24 protein-coding genes, 1 tRNA gene and 1 pseudogene are annotated in these 21037 nt (G+C 68.7%); 14 read left to right on the top strand and 12 right to left on the bottom strand.

Going from position 1 to position 21037, the window contains the following annotated elements; genetic code table 11:
- Window positions 1-24 precede the first annotated feature (24 nt).
- Window positions 25-98: transfer RNA gene (locus G6N25_RS11760), tRNA-Pro, on the top strand.
- Window position 99: 1 nt separating this feature from the next.
- Here G6N25_RS11760 and G6N25_RS11755 read toward each other — a convergent pair.
- From G6N25_RS11755 to G6N25_RS11745, 3 genes are all read right to left on the bottom strand, one after another.
- Entirely contained in the window at window positions 100-702 is a 603-nt protein-coding gene (locus G6N25_RS11755) for a restriction endonuclease (protein WP_083077198.1), read from the bottom strand.
- Between the two features lie 92 nt (window positions 703-794).
- Window positions 795-2174, bottom strand: a complete 1380-nt coding sequence (locus G6N25_RS11750) for a cytochrome P450 (protein ID WP_142272867.1) — start codon at window positions 2172-2174, stop codon at window positions 795-797.
- A gap of 44 nt (window positions 2175-2218) precedes the next feature.
- Window positions 2219-2521: a DUF4193 domain-containing protein gene (locus G6N25_RS11745; protein ID WP_083077196.1), complete on the bottom strand. Its 303-nt coding sequence runs from the start codon at window positions 2519-2521 to the stop codon at window positions 2219-2221.
- A 217-nt stretch (window positions 2522-2738) separates the two neighbouring features.
- On the opposite strand from G6N25_RS11745, the gene G6N25_RS11740 reads away from it, so the two are divergent.
- On the top strand, window positions 2739-3452 hold the full coding sequence (locus G6N25_RS11740; RefSeq protein ID WP_083077195.1) for an HAD family hydrolase: 714 nt from the start codon (window positions 2739-2741) through the stop codon (window positions 3450-3452).
- A gap of 9 nt (window positions 3453-3461) precedes the next feature.
- Here G6N25_RS11740 and G6N25_RS11735 read toward each other — a convergent pair.
- Both G6N25_RS11735 and G6N25_RS11730 read right to left on the bottom strand, forming a co-directional pair.
- Window positions 3462-3680: pseudogene (locus G6N25_RS11735) on the bottom strand (DUF6328 family protein); the annotation flags it as partial.
- A gap of 94 nt (window positions 3681-3774) precedes the next feature.
- Complete coding sequence (locus tag G6N25_RS11730; protein ID WP_142272866.1) at window positions 3775-4137, bottom strand: STAS domain-containing protein; 363 nt, start codon at window positions 4135-4137, stop codon at window positions 3775-3777.
- A 174-nt stretch (window positions 4138-4311) separates the two neighbouring features.
- Between G6N25_RS11730 and G6N25_RS11725 the strand changes: the two genes are divergently transcribed.
- From G6N25_RS11725 to G6N25_RS11700, 6 genes are read left to right on the top strand one after another with little or no spacing between them, the layout of a single operon-like run.
- A complete protein-coding gene (locus G6N25_RS11725) occupies window positions 4312-5205 on the top strand; it encodes an STAS domain-containing protein (RefSeq protein ID WP_083077192.1) in 894 nt (297 codons plus the stop codon).
- A 22-nt stretch (window positions 5206-5227) separates the two neighbouring features.
- The gene (locus G6N25_RS11720) at window positions 5228-5617 is read left to right on the top strand and encodes an STAS domain-containing protein (RefSeq protein ID WP_083077190.1); all 390 of its coding nucleotides are present in this window, start codon (window positions 5228-5230) and stop codon (window positions 5615-5617) included.
- A complete protein-coding gene (locus G6N25_RS11715; protein WP_083077189.1) occupies window positions 5607-6026 on the top strand; it encodes an anti-sigma regulatory factor in 420 nt (139 codons plus the stop codon). The genes G6N25_RS11720 and G6N25_RS11715 overlap by 11 nt, the downstream gene beginning before the upstream one ends.
- Window positions 6019-6645: a SpoIIE family protein phosphatase gene (locus G6N25_RS11710; protein WP_083077187.1), complete on the top strand. Its 627-nt coding sequence runs from the start codon at window positions 6019-6021 to the stop codon at window positions 6643-6645. The genes G6N25_RS11715 and G6N25_RS11710 overlap by 8 nt, the downstream gene beginning before the upstream one ends.
- Window positions 6642-8858: a SpoIIE family protein phosphatase gene (locus G6N25_RS11705; RefSeq protein ID WP_083077186.1), complete on the top strand. Its 2217-nt coding sequence runs from the start codon at window positions 6642-6644 to the stop codon at window positions 8856-8858. Before G6N25_RS11710 ends, G6N25_RS11705 begins: the two co-directional genes overlap by 4 nt.
- 52 nt (window positions 8859-8910) lie before the next feature.
- Window positions 8911-9930, top strand: coding sequence for an iron-containing redox enzyme family protein (locus tag G6N25_RS11700; RefSeq protein WP_083077184.1), 1020 nt, complete (start codon window positions 8911-8913; stop codon window positions 9928-9930).
- On the opposite strand, the gene G6N25_RS11695 is transcribed toward G6N25_RS11700, so the two are convergent.
- From G6N25_RS11695 to G6N25_RS11675, 5 genes are all read right to left on the bottom strand, one after another.
- A complete protein-coding gene (locus G6N25_RS11695) occupies window positions 9927-10145 on the bottom strand; it encodes a CDGSH iron-sulfur domain-containing protein (RefSeq protein ID WP_083077182.1) in 219 nt (72 codons plus the stop codon). The genes G6N25_RS11700 and G6N25_RS11695 overlap by 4 nt on opposite strands.
- The gene (locus G6N25_RS11690) at window positions 10142-10831 is read right to left on the bottom strand and encodes a HemK2/MTQ2 family protein methyltransferase (protein ID WP_083077203.1); all 690 of its coding nucleotides are present in this window, start codon (window positions 10829-10831) and stop codon (window positions 10142-10144) included. Before G6N25_RS11690 ends, G6N25_RS11695 begins: the two co-directional genes overlap by 4 nt.
- 113 nt (window positions 10832-10944) lie before the next feature.
- Window positions 10945-11499 (bottom strand): type 1 glutamine amidotransferase domain-containing protein, encoded by a 555-nt coding sequence (locus G6N25_RS11685; RefSeq protein WP_083077181.1) that lies wholly within the window; start codon window positions 11497-11499, stop codon window positions 10945-10947.
- Between the two features lie 84 nt (window positions 11500-11583).
- Window positions 11584-12570, bottom strand: coding sequence for an LLM class F420-dependent oxidoreductase (locus G6N25_RS11680; RefSeq protein WP_083077179.1), 987 nt, complete (start codon window positions 12568-12570; stop codon window positions 11584-11586).
- Between the two features lie 95 nt (window positions 12571-12665).
- Entirely contained in the window at window positions 12666-13130 is a 465-nt protein-coding gene (locus G6N25_RS11675; protein WP_083077178.1) for a GatB/YqeY domain-containing protein, read from the bottom strand.
- A 127-nt stretch (window positions 13131-13257) separates the two neighbouring features.
- Here G6N25_RS11675 and G6N25_RS11670 point away from each other — a divergent pair, with 127 nt between their 5' ends.
- The 5 genes from G6N25_RS11670 to G6N25_RS11650 are packed head-to-tail and all read left to right on the top strand — an operon-like array spanning window position 13258 to window position 18584.
- A complete protein-coding gene (locus G6N25_RS11670; RefSeq protein ID WP_276004647.1) occupies window positions 13258-14430 on the top strand; it encodes a hypothetical protein in 1173 nt (390 codons plus the stop codon).
- A gap of 24 nt (window positions 14431-14454) precedes the next feature.
- Window positions 14455-15108 (top strand): DUF4129 domain-containing protein, encoded by a 654-nt coding sequence (locus G6N25_RS11665; RefSeq protein ID WP_083077174.1) that lies wholly within the window; start codon window positions 14455-14457, stop codon window positions 15106-15108.
- A complete protein-coding gene (locus G6N25_RS11660; RefSeq protein WP_232065777.1) occupies window positions 15108-16259 on the top strand; it encodes a DUF4350 domain-containing protein in 1152 nt (383 codons plus the stop codon). The genes G6N25_RS11665 and G6N25_RS11660 overlap by 1 nt, the downstream gene beginning before the upstream one ends.
- A complete protein-coding gene (locus G6N25_RS11655) occupies window positions 16154-17251 on the top strand; it encodes an AAA family ATPase (protein WP_372506754.1) in 1098 nt (365 codons plus the stop codon). The genes G6N25_RS11660 and G6N25_RS11655 overlap by 106 nt, the downstream gene beginning before the upstream one ends.
- Window positions 17252-17261: 10 nt before the next feature.
- Window positions 17262-18584, top strand: a complete 1323-nt coding sequence (locus G6N25_RS11650; protein ID WP_083077169.1) for a DUF58 domain-containing protein — start codon at window positions 17262-17264, stop codon at window positions 18582-18584.
- 70 nt (window positions 18585-18654) lie between these two features.
- Here G6N25_RS11650 and G6N25_RS11645 read toward each other — a convergent pair whose 3' ends face one another.
- Window positions 18655-19656, bottom strand: a complete 1002-nt coding sequence (locus G6N25_RS11645) for a stage II sporulation protein M (protein ID WP_083077167.1) — start codon at window positions 19654-19656, stop codon at window positions 18655-18657.
- Between the two features lie 77 nt (window positions 19657-19733).
- On the opposite strand from G6N25_RS11645, the gene G6N25_RS11640 reads away from it, so the two are divergent.
- Window positions 19734-20615: an RDD family protein gene (locus G6N25_RS11640; RefSeq protein WP_083077166.1), complete on the top strand. Its 882-nt coding sequence runs from the start codon at window positions 19734-19736 to the stop codon at window positions 20613-20615.
- A 1-nt stretch (window position 20616) separates the two neighbouring features.
- Here G6N25_RS11640 and G6N25_RS11635 read toward each other — a convergent pair whose 3' ends face one another.
- The gene (locus G6N25_RS11635; protein ID WP_083077164.1) at window positions 20617-21000 is read right to left on the bottom strand and encodes a hypothetical protein; all 384 of its coding nucleotides are present in this window, start codon (window positions 20998-21000) and stop codon (window positions 20617-20619) included.
- Window positions 21001-21037: the final 37 nt, after the last annotated feature.

Genomic DNA, 21037 nt, shown 5'->3' with positions numbered 1-21037 from the left:
GCGATAGGCTGTCGTGGCTTCAAGCGGGGTGTGGCGCAGCTTGGTAGCGCGCTTCGTTCGGGACGAAGAGGCCGTGGGTTCAAATCCCGCCACCCCGACTCATTGCTCCGGTTGCAGCCGGCGCGGCCGGGCGTGCGGGCTCGCGGCCCGCGCCCAGATCTGCAACTGCTCGCGCCCGACCAGGCGGCAATCGTGGGTGGCGGCCAACTGGCGAGCCGCCTTGGTGAACGCTTGATTCGTCACCACGACCGTGCGATTACAGCCGTGGTGCAGCGCACCGGAAACCACCTGCTGGACGGCGGCCACTCCGACGGCCTTTGCCAGCCTCTTGCATTGGACCGCCATGCGCGTGCCCTCCTTCCTGGCGATCAGGTCGACCCCGTAGTCACCGGTGCTGGCGGTGTGAGTGACGCCCCAACCGCTGGTTCGAAGCTGTGCCGCAACGAATTCCTCGAACTCCACACCCGACATTTGATCGATGGCCGCCAGGTCGGACATCACGTATTTAAGGTCGCGGCGTCGCTGTCGTTCGGCCTGGAAGCGGTCCCGTCGCGCGGAAAGCCACAACAGGGCGACAACCGTCAGGACGAGGCCGCCCAGCCCGGCCGAAAAGGCCGCCGGCGGGCTGCCGGTGGCCTTCTGGGTGAAATACCAAGGGAGAGCGAACCCGAACAAGACGGAGGACCCGAGTAGCTTCTCCATGACCCCTCGTGGTGGTGTTCGATTCGTCGGGGCTGCCGACGCGGATCAACATAGCCGATGGCGGTGACAATCCGGCGCGGGCGGGAAAAGCGCTATCGCATGCGCGCCTGGATCGGCCGGAACCGCACCCTGGTGCCGTGGCGGGGCGCCAGCATGATGGAGCGCCGCACGATCTTCTCGGGCTTGTCGTCGACGGCGCTGAACTCCCCCTCGCGCAGCAGCGTATGCAGCACGGTGATCAACTCCCGCATCGAGAAGGCCGCGCCCAGACAGCGTTTGATACCGCCTCCGAACGGAAGCCATGCGTAAGTCTCGGGTCGGCTCCCCAGGAATCTGTCGGGCCGGAACTCGTTGGGACGCTCGTAGACGCGCGGGTTGCGGTTGATGGCGGCGATATGAACGACGATTCGCGTGCCGGCGTCGACGTCGTAGCCACCGACCGGAAACGTTTGTGCCGCAACGCGGGCCGTCAACGGGGCCGGCGGGCGTATCCGCAACGTCTCATGGATCACCGCGGTCGTGAAGGCCTCCTCGCCGCGCACGGCTTCGTCCTGCACGCGTCGTAGCGCATCGGGGTGATGCAGCAGCAGGTCGAACACCCAGGCCAGCGCGGTCGCCGTGGTTTCGTGACCCGCCAGCATCAGGGTGATCAGGTCATCGCGAATCTCGCTGTCCGACAGCGGTTCTCCGTCATCCCCGCGCGCACACGTCAGCAGGGCCAGGATGTCGGGTTGCTCGCCGCGGCGCGGGTCGTTTCGCCGCCGCGCGATGAGCGGCATGACGACCTCGTCGATCTCCCTGTTGGCCCGGGCCCGCTGGGGCCACACCCGCAATCCGCCTACGTGACGCAGCGCGTGGCGAAGCGTCAATTGTTCTGAAACGCCTAGGTTTAACAGGAGCTCGAAGGGCCGGCCGAGGCGCCGGACCTCGTCGGGATCGTCAACCCCGAAGATGACCCTGACGATCACGTCCAGCGTCAGCGCGCGCGCCGCCCTCAGCATCTCGAAGGGTCGGTCAACGGGCCAGCTGTGCATCGCCGCGAGGGCGGCGGCCTCCATGATCGGCACGTAGCCGCCCAACGCGGCGCCGTGCAGCGGAGGCGTCAAGAGTTTGCGCCGCCGAAGATGCTCGGGCTCCTCCTGCACGAACATCGATCCGGACCCGTAGATGGCCGCGGCGGGGCCCACGCCTTCCCCGCCGAGCAGGACGTCGGGCGGCGCGGTGAAAACCTGTTTGGCCAGCTCCGGATCGGACACGATCGCTACGTTGCCCAGGCTGAGGACGGGCATCGTCATGATCGGTCCGTATCGACGGATCAACCGCAGCATCCTGCGCTCGCCACCCACGAGGTAGGCGATCGCATACGCCGCGGCGAACGCCGAACGGAACACGCGCGGGGCGGGTAAGCCGGGCGGACTGCTAGCGGCTGCGGCCACGCTGACGACAGAAACACGCGATGACCTGTCGGTCAAGGTGCGGCGGCCGGTCCCCGGTCGCGTCTGCGCCTACCGCGGCGTCACGCGCAGTCGGCGCAGATCGGAAGCCCCAGGCTCGACCTGCGCAGCCGGCTGCGGTGCTGGACCAGGAAGCAACTCGAGCACGTGAACTCGTCGGCCCGCTGTGGAATCACCGTCACCGACAGTTCTTCACCGGACAGGTCGGCGCCGGGCAGCTCGAAGAAGTGCATGTCGTTGGGGTCGTCGTCGACGATTGCCGTGGACGACCCGGGTAGGGCGGGCGCGATCTCGCGCAGGGCGGACGGTTCCTGGGTGTCGACGTCCGATGCGCGGCGTGCGTCGTAGTCGCTTGCGGTCGCCATGGGCGTTCCTTCCTGATGAATGACGGGTTGACGCAGCTGCCTGCACTCACTCGTGGCTCAGGCGGTACCCCGTTCGGCCGCCGGCCACACCTGTCGAGCGCAAAAATTGCCCGCACGACAATGACAATTGCGCCCTCGGCGTTTCGAGGGAAGCCGACCGGGCAAGCGGTTGCCGACGCGCCGTGTCAGCCCGCCCGGGCGTGGGTATGCGGCGCAGATGACGGTTCGACGGCAGACAAGCGGCCGCGGCGCTTCCGCCGTCCTGTTCGACGTGGACGGAACCCTGGTTGATTCCAACTATTTGCACGTCTACGCCTGGCAGCGCGCCTTCGACGACGAACGCCTGCCCGTCGCCGCATGGAAGGTCCATCGCTGCATCGGCATGGACGGCTCGGCGTTGGTGCGCGCCCTGTCCACCACCCCGTCCGGAGAAGCCCCGGCGGATGTCCAGGAGCGGCTCGCCGACGGGCACAGCCGCTATTACCGGGACACCACACCGCTGTTGGCGCCGTTGCCCGGCGCCCGCGCGTTGCTGCGTCGCGTCGCCGATCTCGGACTGCAGGTGGTGCTGGCCAGTTCGGCGCCCGACGACGAACTGCAGGTCCTGCTCAAGGCGCTCGACTGCGACGACGTCATCGCCGAAACGACGTCGTCACGCGACGTCGGCACCGCCAAGCCCGAACCCGGGATCGTCCGGGTTGCGCTGGACCGGGCCGGCGTGGGTGCCGATCGTGCCGTGTTCGTCGGCGACGCCGTGTGGGACGCCCACGCGGCGACGGCGGCGGGATTGCCGTGCATAGGGCTGCTGAGTGGCGGCATCTCCCGCGCCGAACTGGGGGCGGCCGGCGCGTCACCGATTTTCGCGGACCCGCAGGACCTCCTCGAGCATCTGGAATCCACCCGCATCGCGGAGCTGGCGCCCGGCCCCTGACTTACCTTCCGTCGCCAGATACACGATCCGCATCTGTTGGTCGAGAATGTCGAAGCGCTGCTGGAACGGCAGCGTCAACAGGAACCCGGTGAGCAGCTGCACCCCGGTCTGCACCACCCGCAGCTCCTGCAGCAGGCTGTTCCAATTGCGGTCCAGCCGTTCGGTTTCGGTTTCGCCGCGCTGACCGCGATCCCATCGCTGGTCGTCTTCCGGACGATCGACATCCATGGCGGTGATCATCGCATCAGCCGTGGCGGGGCGGCAGCCTTCGTGACGCGGTCACTTGCCGCAGCGGCGGCACCGCACTCGGGTGGTCAGCGGTTCAGCGCTTGCCGTCCCGCACCGCGGTCAGCGCGTCGTCCAGCGTCGGGTATAGCGGGAACGTCTTATCCAGGCCGGTCAGGTGGATCGGCCTCCTGGTGGCCGGACCGCGCGCCACCACCCCGAACTCGGTGGACTTGCCGAGTTTTTCGTAGGTCGCCGCGAGGATCTTCAGGCCCACCGAGCCGAGAAACTCCACCGCGGAAAGGTCGATGACCAGTGCGGTCGGGCCGTCGGCAACCACCGCGCCGATGGCTTGTTCGAGGGCCGGAGCGGTGACCAGATCGATTTCGCCGCTGACACTAACCACAGAGACCCCATCGTGGTCCTCAACCAAGGTGGTAATCGAATCGGGAGCTGACAATGGCGATCCTTTTGTCCCAGGCCTTTTGTCCCAGGCCTTAGTGTGGTGCAAGCCTAACTTGCCGTGCGAGCTGCAAGAAGAATAAGCCCTCGACACCTCCGCCGCGATAGCCCAGGCTAGTCTCCCCATAGGCACTGCGCACTGCGGAGCGCGACGCGGCACACGGGAGGCCAGATGTCAGATTTGCCGTCGGACTTCGGAAGTACCACCACCGCCGCGCAGACGGTCAGCGAGGGTCTGCTCCCGCAGCTGGTCCAGCACCTGCGGCAGAACAGGACCGTCCTGCGCGAGGAGTGGGCCCGCAGGATCACCGAGGCCGAACTGCTTACCGCGATGACCCCGGAGGAGCTCTTCTCCGAAGCGACCGCCGTCTACGACAACTATGTCGAGGTGCTCGAGACCGGCAGCGTCGAGGCGCTGCAGGCGTACGCGCGCGACCTGTCGGAACGCATCATCCCGCGGGGCGTGGAGACCGACGAGGTGGTCGGCATCGTGCTGCTGCTGCGTGACGTGCTCGCGCGCTCCCTGTTCGAGAAGTACCAGACCGACTTCGAGATGCTCAACCGGGTTCTCGACGCCTACGAGCCGGCGGCCAACCGCATCGCCAACACCGTGGCCGTCAGCTTCGTTCAGGAACGCGAGCGCATCATCCGCCAGCAGCAGGAGGCGATCCGCGAGCTGTCGACGCCGGTGCTGCAGGTGCGCGAGCAGCTGCTGATCCTGCCGATCATCGGCGTGCTGGACAGCCAGCGCGCCCGCCAGGTTACCGAACAGCTGCTGAGGGCCATCCGCGCCAACCGCGCGAAGGTGGTCGTCATCGACATCACGGGTGTGCCCACCATTGACTCGACGGTGGCGAACCACCTGGTACAGACGGTCGACGCCTCCGGATTGATGGGCGCAAGCGTGATCATCACCGGCCTGTCCTCGGAGATCGCGCTGACGCTGGTGACCATCGGTCTGGACCTGTCGAAGATGAACGCCGTCGGCGACCTGCAGGGCGGTATCGAGGAAGCCGAGCGCCTGCTCGGCTACGAGGTCAGTCGCACCGGTGAGCTGACCGGATGAGCACGACGAGCACGGACACCGTATGCCAGTACCCATCCTGAAGCAGGGATCGATCCTCATCGCCTCGGTCCAGGCGGCGCTCACCGACTCCGATGCCGAGCGGTTGCGCTACGACCTCATGGAGCGGGTCAGCAAGTTCCGCGCGCAGGGCATCATCGTCGACGTCACCGCCATCGATGTGATGGATTCGTTCGCGGCCCGGTCGCTGCGCACCATCGCGCACATGACCAGGCTGCGCGGCGCCGACACCGTGATCGTGGGTCTGCAGCCAGAAGTGGCCTTCGCGATGGTCCAACTGGGCCTGGCGTTCGACGACATGAATACCGCGTTGGATCTCGAAGAGGGCCTCGCCGTGCTGAATCGCCAACGGGGAGTGGGGAAACCGACGATCGGGCGCGACGGTGGCGGGTGACCCGCAAATTCTGGTCGTCGACATCGATAATTCCGACGACATCGTCGCAGCCCGCAAAGCCGGCCACCAGCTCGCCCTAGACCTCGGATTCTCGCTGACCGACGTCACGATGATCGCCACCGCGATCTCCGAGATCGCGCGAAACATCACCAGCTACGCGGGCCGCGGCGCCGTCCACGTCACGGTTGCCGACCGGGAGGGCCGCAAGGCACTGGTGGTGCGCGCGGAGGACGCCGGCCCCGGCATCGCCGACATCGAGCGCGCGATGGAGGACGGGTACTCGACCGGGCGCGGGTTGGGGATGGGCCTGCCCGGCGCCCGCCGCCTGATGGACCGATTGGTCGTGGACTCCGCGCTGGGCCGCGGAACGGTCGTAGAGATGTGGAAATGGGTGCCGGCGCGTGCGTGAGAACGGCCGGCTGGGACCGATCGAGTGGGCGATCGCCGGTCGACCACTGCCGGGCGAGCACGTCTCGGGTGACCAGTCGATCGCGATCGGCATCGACGAGGACGCCGCGCTGTTCGGCGTCATCGACGGGCTCGGCCACGGTCCGGCCGCGGCAACGGCCGCGCTGCGCACCGTCGATACGCTCAAGCAGGCGCCCGGCGAGCGCATCGAGGTCCTCGTCCAGCTGTGCCACCGTGTGCTGAGAGGCACCCGGGGAGCCGCAATGACGTTGGCGCGGGTGGATTTCGGAGCCAGCATGCTGGCGTGGACCGGGGTGGGTAACGTCGCCGCGAACCTGGTCTCCAAGGCGGCGACCGGTATCCACGTCCGATCCAGCGCGCGCCTGACCGCCGGCATCGTCGGCTACCGCATACCGGAAATCAGGCCGGCGCAAGTGGTTTCGATTCGCACCGGCGACCTGATCGTGCTGACCAGCGACGGCATCGCCGAGGATCACTTGGAGCACATCGACTTCGCGGCCTCCGCCGCGGTCATCGCCGAGCAGATCGTCAGTGAGTACGCCAAGAAAACCGACGATGCGATGGTGCTGGCCGCGCGTCACCGGGGAGCCTCGACATGAGCGGCGTCGACGACTTTCGTGCCCACTACTTCGCCGCGTTGCGCGCCCACCTGGACGCCCGCGATGAGGATACGCTGGCCGTCGGCTATGAGCTCGGACGCCGTGCCCTGCAGGAACAAATCAGCATGCTCGACATCGTCGAGCACCACTTCCAACTGGTCCAGGGGCTCGCCGAGGACATCGGGGTCGACAGGCCGACCGCGCTCGAATTCCTGTTGCAGACGCTGGCCCCGCTCGACGTCGCGACCCGCGGATTCCTCGACGGCACCCGGCGCTTCGCCGAAGAACGCGCCCGCGCCGAGGGCCTGGCCGACCGTGACAAATTCCGCACCGCCCTGGTGAATTCGCTGCAGGAGGGGTTCTTCGTCGCCGACCATGAAGGCACGGTGATCGAAATGAACAACGCCTTCATCGAGATCCTCGGCTATCCCGCGGAAGGCCTGCCCTACCGGTGGCCGCACCCGTGGCTGGTCGACAAGAAGAGGGCGCGCGAACAGCAATCCATCGTCAGCAGCATCGGCAGTGCCGAGTACGAAACGCCGATCCGGCATCGGGACGGCCACCTCGCTTGGGTGATGGTGAGCATCAACGCGGTCAAGGAAACCGGCAACGACCGGGACGTCTACGTGGGAACGCTCCGGGACGTCACCGCCGAACGCGCGTTCGCGGCCCGGGAAAGCGCGGTCCTGCGCCTGGCCACGGCCGTGGCGGTCGCCAAGAGCGTGGCCGAGCTGCTGTCGATCACCCTCGAGGAGTGTCGGACGGCGATCGACGTCCAACGCGTGATCGCCGTTTCGTGGCCCAGCGGCGAGGGTGAGCCGACCGTCCAGGTGGCCGGCGAACCTTCCGAATCATCTTGGCGCAGACTGGATCCGTGGCTTCGGCGCACATTACAGGACGCGCGCCACCAGCTGCCGCTGACGGCCAAGACGGTCGACCGACCCGACAACCCCGGCAAGGCACAGGGATTGGTCGGGGTGCTCTCCGGCAGCGGGGACCTCGCGCTGTGGTTGGAGTTTCGCTCCCCCCGCTGGGTCAGCGCGGAGGATCGGCTCCTGGTAACGGTGCTCATCGGGCACCTCAGTCTGGCCATGCAGCACGTGCGCCAGTTCGAGAGCGCCCGGGAGACGTCGCTGACCTTGCAGCGCGCGATGCTGCCACCGGTGCAGCCACCGCCGGGTTTTGCCGTGTGCTACGAACCCGCGGTCCCACCGTTGGAGATCGGCGGCGACTGGTATGACGTGCTGCCGATCGGCGATAACCGCATCGGCATCGTCGTCGGCGACTGCGTGGGTCGTGGTCTGCCGGCGGCGGCGATCATGGGTCAGCTGCGCAGCTCGGCCCGCGCGCTCATGATCACCGGCGCCCAACCGGCGTTGCTGCTCGAGCAACTCGACTCGGCGGCGTCGCTCATTCCGAATGCGTACTGCACGACGGTCTTCCTGGCGATCCTGGACACCGAAACCGGGTTCATGGAGTACAGCAATGCCGGGCACATGCCCGCCGTGCTCGCCGGGCCCGTACCCGGGCAGACGGCCATGTTGACCGATGCCGCATCCGTGCCACTCGCGGTTCGCCGGGACGAACCGCGCCCCCAAGCCTCCCGGGTGCTACCGCCGGGCTCGGCGCTGATGTTGTTCACCGACGGCCTGGTCGAGCGGAAGTACGAGTCCATCGACGTCGGAATCGGCCGCGCCACAGACGCTTTGGTGGACACGATGACGTTGCCCTTGGACGCCGCACCGGCCGCCGTCGTTCGCGCCCTGGCCCCGGCGTCGGGGTATGACGACGACGTCGCGATGGTGATCTACCGGCACCAGCCGACGCTGCTTCGGATCGAAAGCGAGGCCACCGCAGACCAATTGGCCATCATCAGGCATCGGCTGGCCGCGTGGCTGCGGGCCGCCGACGTCCCGGATGAGCTGGCCGCGGACATCGTGCTGGTCGTCAACGAGGCGTGCACCAACTGCGTCGAGCACGCGTACCGCGGGCACCCCGTCGGGACGATGCTGCTCGAAGCCGAAATCACCGACGGCGAAGTCCGGGCGCGGGTCACCGACTCCGGTTCCTGGAAGACTCCGGCCGCCGACCCGGGCAACAGCGGACGAGGCCTGGTGCTGATGCGGGCGCTCAGTGACGCAATGGAACTCGACAGCACCCCCACCGGCACCGCGGTCGGCATCGCATTCCAACTACCGACCGGCGCGACGTGACCCCACGACCCGGGCACCGTTTGCCGGGCCCGATTCGCGGGTAGTCATCGGCGTGACCCGCGCATCTATCACGACCGAACCCGCCCTGCCGGCGGCACACGGGCCCCTGTCGACGGCGGTCCATCGGGCATTGACCGGACCGCCCTCACGCGACCACCTGGCGCGCATCGGCGCGTCCGTCCGCGACTCCGACCCCTACGGGCTGGATCTCCAGCTGGCGTTGAGCATGTGCTATGAGCTGCACTACCGGGGTTTTGCGGGCGTCGATCCCGCCTGGGAGTGGAATCCCGCGCTGCTGCAGTTGCGCGCCGAACTGGAACGCGTCTTTTTGGCGGGGGTGCGGCGCGACGTCGGTCCCATCGACCCCGGCCAGACGTCGACGGCCGAAATGGAAGCGATTTCCGTCGAGCCGGCCGACGGTACCGGCCCGTCGTATTACTTGCGCGACACGGGAAGCTGGCAGCACATGCGTGAGTACTTCGCGCACCGATCGCTGTATCACCTGAAGGAGGGCGATCCGCACGCGTGGGCGATTCCGCGCCTGATGGGCACCGCCAAGGCGGCATTCGTGGCCGTCGAGTTCGACGAGTACGGCGCCGGGCAGGGCCCGCGGCTGCACCAACAACTCTTCGCCGACCTGTTGGCGGCGGCCGGCCTGGATCCGACGTATCTCGGTTACCTCGACGCCGTCCCCGGCGAATCGTTGGCGGCCGTGAACCTCATGTCGCTGTTCGGACTGCACCGGTCGTTACGGGGGGCCGCGGTCGGGCACTTCGCGTCGACCGAGATCACCTCGCCGCCGGGGTCCCGACGGATGGTCCAGGCACTGCAGACGATGGAGGCACCGGAGGCCTGCATCGCGTTCTACCGCGAGCACGTCGAAGCCGACGCGGTGCACGAGCACGTGGTGCGCCTCGACGTCGTCGGCGATCTCCTGGCCCGGGAACCGCAGCTGGACGCCGATGTCGTTTTCGGGATGCGCGCACACGCGGCGGTCGAAAACCGCATGGCGGACACGCTCATGGAGTCATGGAACCGGGGCCGGACGTCGTTACGCAGGCCGCTGGATTAGCCGGCATCAGGCACCGGCGCGGCTCCTTCTTGGAGGGCCCGGCATCGCCGATGGCTGGTGTCACACAAGGGATAAAGCTTGCTGCGCCGGCAGGTACAGATGGCCACCATGAACCGGTCCGATTCGACGACGTCGCCGCCGGGCGTCTCGATGCGCACCGGCCCGGACACCAGCACGGGGCCGTTGGGAACGACATGGACCCGGGTGGCGGTCATGGCTTGTCGGCCCGGATCACGACGAGTTCCTCTTCCCGCCGCCCGCGGGGGATCCGGCCGGTATCCTCCAACCACTTCGCCCGCGCCGACATGACGGGACCAAACGGAATCCACTTGGCGGCAACGACGCTGGCGACCATACCCGCGGATCTTAGCCGGTCCAGTGATTGTTCGACGCCGGCAATTGCCGAATGCACCAGCAACAGGGATCCGCCGTCGCGCACCAGGTTTGACGCCGAGTTGCACAGCGGATCCAGGATCAGGCGTCCATCGGGGCCGGCGTTCCAGGCCCACGACGGTCCCGCGCTCGGGCAAATCAGCTCGGCGGCGTCGCCGGGCGGGGTTGGGACATAAGGCGGATTCGCCACAACCACGTCGAACGGCGCCCAGTCGAGAGCCCCCATCCACGACCCTTCCCGGACATCGACCTCCACGCCGGCCAGGGCGGCATTGCCGCGGGAGCACCGCACGGCATGTGGGCAGATGTCGTAGGCGGCGACGCTGGCGCACCCCATTTCGGCCGCGGCGATCGCGACGAATCCGCTGCCCGTACACAGGTCGAGAACCCGTCGCCCCGCAATGAGCGCGGTATGGTGCATCGCGTCGACCAGCAATCGGGAATCTTCCTGCGGCTGATACACATTGTGCGCAACCGAGATGGCGGGTTCTGGATAGGTGGTTGTCAACGTGGGCCCTTCGGTCAGCCTGTGCAAGGATCGCCGTGGCAATCACGGCTCGGCCTAGGTAATGCCCGCAAACTGCCGGGTTAAAACGCGCCGACAACGGACTCCGACCGCGGCTATCCCGCAGTGGCAGGAGCGAATTGCTTGACGATCGTCTCGCAAAACGCCGGAAGGTCCGCTGGCGAGCGACTGGAGATGAGATTGCCGTCGACGACGACCTCCTCGTCCACCACGTGGGCGCCCGCGTTGCGCAGGTCCGTGCGAATACTCGGGTACGAGGTCAGCGTCCGGCCCACCACCACGCCGGCCTCCACCAACGTCCAGGGACCATGACAGATCGCGGCGACGGGCTTGCCGGATGCGACGAAGTCGCGGACGAACGAAACCGCGGAATCGTCGAGACGCAGCTTGTCCGGGTTCACCGTCCCGCCGGGCAGCACCAAGCCGTCGAAATCGTCCACCGATGCATCCGACACCGCCCGGTCGACGGCGAAAGCCCCGGCGGGCTCGAGATCGTGGTTGCGAGCCTGGATTTCGCCGGCCTTCAGCGAGAGCACCTCGACCCGGGCGCCGGCCTCCTGCAGCGCCGCGCGGGGTCGCTCGAGTTCGACCCTTTCCACGCCATCGGCCGCCAGGATGGCGATCTTTTTGCCTTGCAATTCATTTGACATCCCGATGCCCCCTTGTCGAGGTTTCGTTGGGTTGCGGTCTCCGGTGGCGTGGCGCCTGCTGGCGTGGACGCCCTTGCCGTGTAATCAGCTTGATGCGTCGCGCAGGGCGCCCAGCAAAGGCTGGGCGGCCTCCTTGAGGAACGGGTCCTGCGCGTCTCCGCCGATCTGGACGAGCGCGACGTCGGTGAACCCGGCCTCCCAGTACGGCCGGACTGCTTCGACGATCGCGTCCAGGTCCGGGCCGCAGGGGATGCTGTCGGCCACGTCTTCGGGTCGCACGAACTGCGTCGCGCCGGCGAAACCGGCCGGCGTCGGCAGGTCGGCGTTGACCTTCCAGCCACCGGCGAACCAGCGGAACTGGTCGTGCGCGCGTGCGACGGCGGCGTCGCGGTCGGGATCCCAGCACACCGGTATCTGCCCAACCACCCGTCCACCCCCGGCGAGGTTGGCGGCCTGGCGGGCGGCGTGCCACTCGCGGACGAGTTCCCCGTTGGGCTCCACCGCGACCAGGTGATCGGACAGCTTCGCGAACCGGTCGATGGCCTTTGTCCCTCCCATCGCCACCGCGATGCCGACCGGGACGTCGGGAACGTCCCACAGTCGCGCCGAGTCCACCTGGAAGTAGTCGCCGCGCCAGCTCACCAGCTGGCCGCCGAACAGCTCGCGGATGATCTTGATGGCTTCGCGCAGCATGTCCTGCCGGCGCTCGGCGGTCGGCCAACCCCTGCCGACGATGTGTTCGTTGAGGTTTTCACCGCTGCCCAGCCCGAGGGTGAACCGGCCATCGGACAGGATCTGCACGGTGGCGGCCTGCTGCGCGACGATCGCGGGGTGGTACCGCATCGTGGGACACGTCACATAGGTGTAGAGGTCCACCCGTTCGGTGGCGTGTGCCACCGCGCCCAGCACCGCCCACGCGTTGGGCGCGTGCCCCTGCGACGCCAGCCACGGCGAGAAGTGGTCGCTGCACACCTCGAAGTCAAACCCGCACTCCTCGGCCGAAATCGCGTACCGCACAAGGTCTTTGGGTCCACTCTGCTCGGTCATCAGGGTGTAGCCAAAATTCGTCATACCCTTGTACGTACCCCGGTGGGTGGAGCGCAAACCGCCGGGCGCCGCGGCTCACGCGCGGCCGCCGGTTCCCCGGCGGTATAGGGCGATCGAAACTACAGGCGCTCCTTGACCGCCGTCGACAGGCGGGAGCCGTCGGCCTTGCCGGCCGCGATCGCCGTGGCGGCCTTCATCACCAGTCCCATCTGCTTCATGCCCGGCCGTTCCCCGAGCTGCTCGGCGACCTGGGCGATCGCGGTGTCGGCGACGTCGGCCAGCTCGGCCTCGGTGAGCGGCGTGGGCAGGTACTCGTCGATGATGCGCGCCTCGGCGTGCTCGTTGGCGGCGAGCTCCCCGCGGCCGTTTTGGGTGTAGATCTCGGCCGACTCGCCGCGCTTGCGCGACTCCCTGGCCAGCACCTTGACGATTTCGTCGTCGGAGAGCTCGCGCGCCTGCTTACCGGAGACCTCCTCGGTCTGGATCGCGGCCAGCACCATGCGCAGGGTCGCGGTTCGCAACTTGTCCTGGGTCTTCATCGCGTGGGTCAGGTCCGCCCGGAGCCGGGATTTGAGTTCCGCCATGCTTGAGACGCTACGCGCCGGTACACCGGTCATGATTGAGAAATACCCGGACCGCCGACAGGATGGACCCCATGACGAACGACGGGCCCGGCCGCAGAGCTGGTTGCCAAGCCGGTTGTGAAGGCCGCTGCGCACGGTGAACGCGCCGCCGTCTGGTTATCCGGTCCCTCCGCCACCCGGCTATGGCGGCCCGCCACCCGGCTACGGTCCGGGCCCGGCGTATGGCCCGCCGCACGGGTACGGTCCCCCGCCCGGCTACGCCGCGCCACCCAACTACGGGCCGCCGCCGGGCTATGGCGCGCCACGCGGCCAGCCCCAGTTGATGCCCGGCGCCGCCAAGCCCGGAATCATCCCGTTGCGACCCCTGACCCTGAGCGAGATCTTCAACGGCGCGGTCGGCTACATCCGGGCCAATCCCAGGGCGACGTTGGGGCTGACCGCGACGGTGGTCGTGCTGATGCAGATCCTCTCGCTGATCGCGACCGTCGGCCCGCTGACCGCCTTCGGCCGGTTGACGACCGATCGGCCGGACGAACCGAGCGGCGGGGTGGTGGTCACCTGGATGGCGTCCATGGCCGCAGGCCTGCTGGTCACCTGGCTCGGTGGCATGCTGCTGTCCGGCATGCTCACCGTCATCGTCGGGCGGGCGGTCTTCGGGTCGCCGATCACGATCGGCGAAACCTGGGCCAAGATTCGCGGACGGCTGCTGCCCCTGCTCGGGCTGGCGCTGCTGGAAGCCGCCGTGGTGGCGGCTCTGTTCGGGCTGGTGGCCGTGATAGTCGGGGCGTTGGCGGCGGTCGGCAATGCGGCGGCGGCGGTCCTCTTGGGCTTCCCGCTGGTGCTCGTCGTGATCGCGTTGGCGGTGTACCTGTACACCGTGGTGTTGTTCGCGCCCGTGCTGATCGTCCTGGAGAGGCTGCCCGTCATCGACGCGATCACCCGATCCTTCGCGCTGGTCCGCAACGGCTTCTGGCGGGTGTTGGGGATCCGGGCGCTGACGTTCTTGGTGGCATCCGTCGTCGCCAACGCCGTCGCGGCGCCGTTCAGCATCGTCGGCCAGGTAATGCTGGCCGGGCAGACGTCCACCGGAGCCGTGCTGTTGAGCACCGCGATCGTGTCCATCGGGGGGGCCATCGGCCAGATCATCACCGCGCCGTTCAACGCCGGGGTCATCGTGCTGCTCTACACCGACCGCCGAATGCGCGCCGAGGCGTTCGACCTGGTGCTGCAGAGCGGCGCCGCCGGTGGACCCTACGCGGTCGCGTCCACCGACAACCTCTGGCTGACCCGGCCGTTGTAAGAGCCGAGCGAGGACCAGCCGACAATGCCTTCCATCGACATCGACCGCGATGCCGCGCACCAGGCCGCGCAGAGCGAGCTGAGCAAGCCGATCTATTCCAAGGGTTCCGCGGCACAACAATTCGCCGACTGGGTCAACGAACAGCTGGACTGGCTGCTGGAAAAGACCGCCTCCATCCCGGGCGGATGGTTGACGGCCACGGTGCTTTTCATTCTGCTGGCGATCGCGGTGGTGGTCGCCGTCCACGTCGCGCGGCGCACGATGCGCACCCGCCGCGGCGGCGACCACCTGTTGTTCGAAGCCACCCAGCTCACCGCGGCGCAGCATCGTGCCACCGCCGAAAGCTATGCCGCGCAAGGCGATTGGGCTTCGGCGATTCGGCACCGGTTGCGTGCCGTCGCCCGCCAGCTCGAGGAGACCGTCGTCCTGGAGCCGGCCCCCGGCCGCACCGCCAACGAACTGGCCTCCGCCGCCGGCGCGACGCTACCCCACCTCGGAGGCGAATTAGCGCAGGCGGCAACGGCTTTCAACGACGTCACCTACGGCGAGCGGCCCGGCACCCGGGCCGCGTACCAGATGATCGCCGACCTCGACGACCACCTGCGGTCACGATCATTGGCCGTAGCGCCGGCGGCGGGGCAGCCCGCCGCGACCGAGTCATGGGCGCAGGTCCGGTGATGGCCATCGCCGGAGCGCGCCCACGAGCCGCCACCGACGTGGCGCGGCGCTGGCGGTCATGGCGTTGGGTGGCCCTCACCGTCGTCGTCCTCGCGGTGATCGCCGGCATCGGCGCCTACCTGACGGCGCCGCGGCTTGGCGCCCGGATGGACCCGGAATCGACCGGCCCGGACGGCGCCCACGCGTTGGTGACGCTGTTGCGTGACGGCGGCGTCGAGGTCGTCGTGGCCGACGGCATCGCCGACGTCGAACGGGCGGCGCGGCCGGACACGCTGATCCTGGTGGCGCAGAGTCAATATCTCACCGACACCGCGCTGCTCGACCGGCTGGCCAAGGCCCCCGGCGACCTGCTCCTGGTGGAACCGACGGCGCGAATCCGCGAAGCGCTGATGCCGGAGGTGCGCAAGGCGAAGGCCACCGCCGCCTTCGACAGCAGCCCGAATTGCGCCCTGCGAGAGGCCACTCGCGCCGGGACGGTTCAATTCGGACTCAGCGACACCTACCACGCCACCGACGGCCGGGCAATGACCAGCTGCTACGACGGGGCGCTGATCCGGTATCGGGCCGACGGGCGGACCGTCACGGCGGTCGGCAGCACCGACTTCATGACCAACGGCGGCCTGTTGCAGGCCGGCAACGCCGCGCTGGCGATGAATCTCGCGGGCGACCGGCCCCGCCTCATCTGGTACGCACCCCACCGCGTCGAGGGCGAAACATCCTCTTCGGCATCGGTTTTCGACTTGATCCCGGAGAACGTGACGTGGCTGATCTGGCAGCTGTGCGTCGTCGTGCTGCTGGTTGCCCTGTGGAAGGTGCGGCGCCCCGGCCCGCTGGTGGCCGAGGAGTTGCCGGTCGTGGTGCGCGCGTCGGAGACCGTCGAGGGCCGCGGCCGGCTTTACCGGTCCCGCCGGGCCCGTGACCGCGCCGCCGCGGCATTGCGCACGGCCACGGTGCAGCGGCTGCTGCCGCGACTGGGCCTGGGCCCGGGCGCGCCCGCGCCCGCGGTGGTGATGACCGTGGCCCAACGCAGTGGGGCCGACCCGGGATTCGTTTCCTACCATCTGTTCGGCCCGCCGCCGGCGACCGACAACGACCTGTTACAACTTGCCCGTGCGCTCGACGAGATCGAAAGGCAGGTCACCCACCCGTGACACAGTCCCCCTCCGCCCCGCAAGCGGATCCCGCCCAGACCCCCACCGCTGAAGCCGCCCGAGAGGCGCTGCTGGCGTTACGCGCCGAACTGGCCAAGGCCGTCGTCGGACAGGAGGGGGTCGTCAGCGGCCTGGTGATCGCGCTGCTGTGTCGCGGCCACGTGCTGTTGGAAGGCGTTCCGGGGGTGGCGAAGACGCTGCTGGTCCGGGCGCTGGCCGCCGCATTGCAATTGGAGTTCAAGCGGGTGCAGTTCACCCCCGACCTGATGCCCGGGGACGTCACGGGCTCGCTGGTGTACGACGCGCGCACCGCCGCGTTCGTGTTCCGGCCGGGCCCGGTGTTCACCAACCTGCTGCTGGCCGACGAGATCAACCGCACCCCACCCAAAACCCAGGCCGCGCTGCTGGAGGCGATGGAGGAGCGTCAGGTCAGCGTGGACGGCGAACCCAGGCCGCTGCCGGAGCCGTTCATCGTCGCCGCGACCCAGAACCCGATCGAATACGAGGGCACCTACCAATTGCCCGAAGCGCAACTGGATCGCTTCCTGCTCAAGCTGAACGTGACGCTGCCGTCGCGCGACTCCGAGATCGCCATCCTCGGCCGCCACGCGCACGGCTTCGACCCCCGCGACCTGTCCGCGATCAAGCCGGTGGCCGGGCCCGCCGAGCTCGCGGCCGGCCGGCACGCGATGCAACAGGTACTGGTGGCCGACGAGGTGCTGGGCTACATCGTCGACATCGTCGGCGCGACCCGCTCCTCGCCGGCGCTGCAGCTGGGCGTGTCACCGCGCGGGGCGACGGCGCTGCTGGGCACGGCCCGGTCCTGGGCGTGGCTGTCCGGCCGCAACTACGTCACCCCCGACGACGTGAAGGCCATGGCCCGCCCGACGCTGCGGCACCGCGTGATGCTGCGTCCCGAAGCCGAGCTCGAAGGCGCCACGCCCGACGGGGTGCTCGACGGAATCCTGGCGTCGGTCCCGGTGCCCCGCTAGTGATCTGCGCATGATCTTGACCGGGCGCACCGGGTTGGTGGCGCTGATCTGCGCGCTGCCCATCGCGGTATCGCCGTGGCCCTCTTGGGTTTTCGTGGTATTGCTGGTGCTGCTGTCCGCGCTGGTGGTCGCCGATGCCGGGCTGGCGGCCAGCACCCGCGGGCTGCGCTACATCCGGTCGCCGGATGCCTCGGCGCGGCTCGCGCAGCAGGTCGACGTGGGCCTGCTGATTCACAACGACGGCCGTCGCCGGTTCCGCGGTCAGATCCGGGACGCCTGGCCGCCCAGCGCGCGCGCCGAGCCGCGCATTCACGCCGTCGACATCGCCGCCGGGCAGCGTCAACACGTCCAGACTCACCTGCGACCGGTTCGCCGCGGCGACCAGCGCGCGGCCGCGGTCACGGCCCGGTCGATCGGGCCGCTGGGGTTGGCCGGACGGCAGGGTTCGCGGCCGGTGCCGGGTCAGGTCCGGGTGCTGCCGCCGTTCCTGTCGCGCAAGCATTTGCCGTCGCGGCTGGCCAAACTGCGGGAGATCGACGGCCTGTTGCCGACGCTGATCCGCGGGCAGGGAACCGAATTCGATTCGCTGCGTGAGTATGTCGTCGGCGACGACGTGCGCTCGATCGACTGGCGCGCAACCGCGCGTCGCGCCGACGTCGTCGTGCGCACCTGGCGACCCGAACGCGACCGGCGGGTGGTGATCGTCCTCGACACCGGGCGCACGGCGGCCGGTCGGGTCGGTGTCGACCCGACCGCCACCGATCCCGCGGGATGGCCCCGGCTGGACTGGTCGATGGACGCCGCGCTGCTGCTGGCGGCCCTCGCGTCGCGGGCCGGCGATCATGTCGACTTCCTCGCCCACGACCGGGTCAGCCGGGCCGGTGTGTTCGGCGCGTCGCGCACCCACCTGCTCGCCCAGCTGGTCGACGCGATGGCCCCACTGCAACCGGCGCTGGTCGAATCCGATTGGCGCGCAATGGTTGCCGCCATCGTGCGGCGCACTCGACGACGGTCGCTGGTGGTCCTGCTGACCGACCTCAACGCGACCGCGCTCGACGAGGGCCTGCTGCCGGTCCTGCCGCAGTTGTCGGCCAAACACCACCTGCTGGTCGCCGCCGTCGCCGACCCCCGGGTCGACCACATGGCGGCCGGGCGCACCGATGCGGCCGCCGTCTACGACGCCGCGGCCGCCGAACGATCCCGCAACGACCGCGCCGCGATCGCGACGCGGCTGCGACGCGGCGGGGTGGAGGTCGTCGACGCTTTGCCCGCGGAACTGGCGCCCGCCCTCGCGGACAGCTATCTGGCGATGAAAGCCACCGGGCGGCTGTAACTTTCATCCCTCGAGAGTGCGGCTACCGACGCCCGCACTCGAAACGTGTCGGTAGTTGCACTTTCGCGGCTCAGCGGGTGGGGATCACGTCGGGCGCGTCGTCGATGTCGCCGGTCTCCCCGGCCTTCACGGCGCGGCGACCGAAGTACACGACGTACGAAAGGAACGCGATCTCGGCGATCACGCCGATGCCGACCCGGACGAACGTCGGCAACGGCGACGGCGTCACCAACCCCTCGATCAATCCGGCGACCAACAGCACGGCCACCAGCCCCACGGCGACCGATACGACGCCGCGGCCCTGTTCGGCAAGCACCTGGCCGCGCGGCCGGTCCCCGGGCGAAATCACCGACCACCCCAGCCGCATTCCCGTTGCCCCGGCGAGGAATACCGCCGTCAGCTCCAGTAATCCATGCGGGGCCAGCAGACCCAGCAGGAGGCCGCCCTTGCCGGCCTGGAACATCAGCCCGGCGATCAGCCCGAGGTTGGCGGCGTTGTTGAACAGCACGACCGGAATGGGCAGTCCCAGCACGACCGACAATGCGATGCACTGTGCCGAAACCCACGAGTTGTTCAACCAGACTTGTAGGGCGAACGCCGCGGCGGGGTGTTCGCTGTAATACGACGCGACATCGTGGTTGACCAATTGGTCGATGTCACTTGGCGTTCCGATGGCGGACTGCACCTCCGGATTGGCGGCCACCCACAGCGCGATGACCACCACGACGGCGAAAAACGCCGCCGCCGTGCCCGCCCACCAGCGCCAGGTGCGGTATGCAACCACCGGGAACGACACCGTCCAGAACCGGACGAACGTGCCGCTCAGCGGTGCGTGGGCGCCGGTAACCACGGAACGGGCGCGCGCGACCAGGCTCGACAGCCGACCGGTCAGCAGCGAATCCGACCCGATTGTGCCGGCCGACCGCAGCATCGACAGGTGGGTGGAGACCCGCTGGTAGAGCTCGACGAGTTCATCGATCTCGGCGCCGGTCAGAGAGCGGCGTTTCTTGACCAACTGGTCGAGCCGGTCCCACGTACCGCGATGGGTCAGCACGAATGCGTCGACGTCCACCCTGCGCAGCCTAATCGCATCTCCGGCGCTGCCGGGTCCGACCGGTGGCACCCAGAAAACCTGTACCGTTCGGTGTTATGTCGGAGGTGGTGACCGGGGACGCGGTCGTGCTCGATGTGCAGATCGCTCAGTTGCCGGTGCGGGTGGTGGGCGCGCTGATCGATATCACGGTGATTTTTGTCTGCTACGTGCTCGGGCTGATGCTGTGGGCGGCCACCCTGACCGGGTTCGACAGCGCGCTGAGCACCGCCGTCCTGCTCGTCTTCACGGTGCTGGTGATCGTCGGGTATCCGTTGGCGTTCGAAACCGCCACGCGCGGGCGGTCGGTCGGCAAGTTCGTGATGGGCCTGCGGGTGGTGTCCGACGACGGCGGTCCAGAACGCTTCCGGCAGGCGCTGTTTCGCGCACTGGCTTCGGTGGTGGAGATTTGGATGCTCGCGGGAAGCCCCGCCGTCATCTGCAGCATCTTGTCGCCGAAGGCCAAACGCCTCGGCGACATCTTCGCCGGCACGGTCGTGGTCAGTGAACGGGGACCGAGATTGGGGCCGCCGCCGGCGATGCCCCCTTCGCTGGCATGGTGGGCGTCCTCGCTGCAGTTGTCCGGATTGGACGCGGGCCAGGCCGAAGTCACGCGCCAATTCCTTTCCCGCGCACCACAACTCGATCACAATTTAAGGTATCAGATGGCCTACCGGATCGCCGGGGACGTGGTGGCCCGCATCGCCCCGCCGCCGCCACCCGGCGCGCCGCCGGAGCTGGTGCTCGCGGCCGTGCTTGCCGAACGACACCGCCGCGAACTCGCCCGAATGCGCCCCACGATCCCTCCGATGGGGCCTGCGCCCTGGCCGACGCCTCCGCACTATCCCGGGCCTCAGGCCTGGCGAACCGCGCCACCGGTGGCAGTGCCCCAACAGCGGCCGCAGGGCCCGCGCGCTGGCGGCTTCTCGCCGCCGCACTGAGCTAGCCGGAGACGCTCGCCGCCATGAGGGCGACGTCGGCGACCAACAGCGCCCACCCGCACAGCGGAACGGCGATGCCGCCGCGGCGCTTCGCCGTGAAAAACGAGACGACGATGACCACGAAGGCCACCACCGGCGCGCCGTAGAACGCGACGCCGAAATCGATCCCGCCGCGGCCCAAGTTGGGACAATTGCGATCGCTGCACCCGTCGGTACTCATCACGGCGCCGAGCGCAAACAGCATGACGATGGCCGCGGCCGGCACCGTCGCCAGGGCCAACCCCCAGTTGACCCACGGCCAGACGCTTCGCCCGCGGCCGTCCCCCGCCGCGTCGGCCGAACGATCGACACCGCTGCCGACGGTCACGTTGTGATTAGCATTCATCCCTCAGTCCCTACCCGCCGCGCGCCGGGCGCAAACG

Origin of the sequence: Mycobacterium heidelbergense (genome assembly GCF_010730745.1) — a bacterium.
GTDB classification, from domain to species: domain Bacteria; phylum Actinomycetota; class Actinomycetes; order Mycobacteriales; family Mycobacteriaceae; genus Mycobacterium; species Mycobacterium heidelbergense.
Note: the sequence above shows the minus strand (reverse complement) of the source record. Positions and strands in the feature narration are given on the sequence as shown.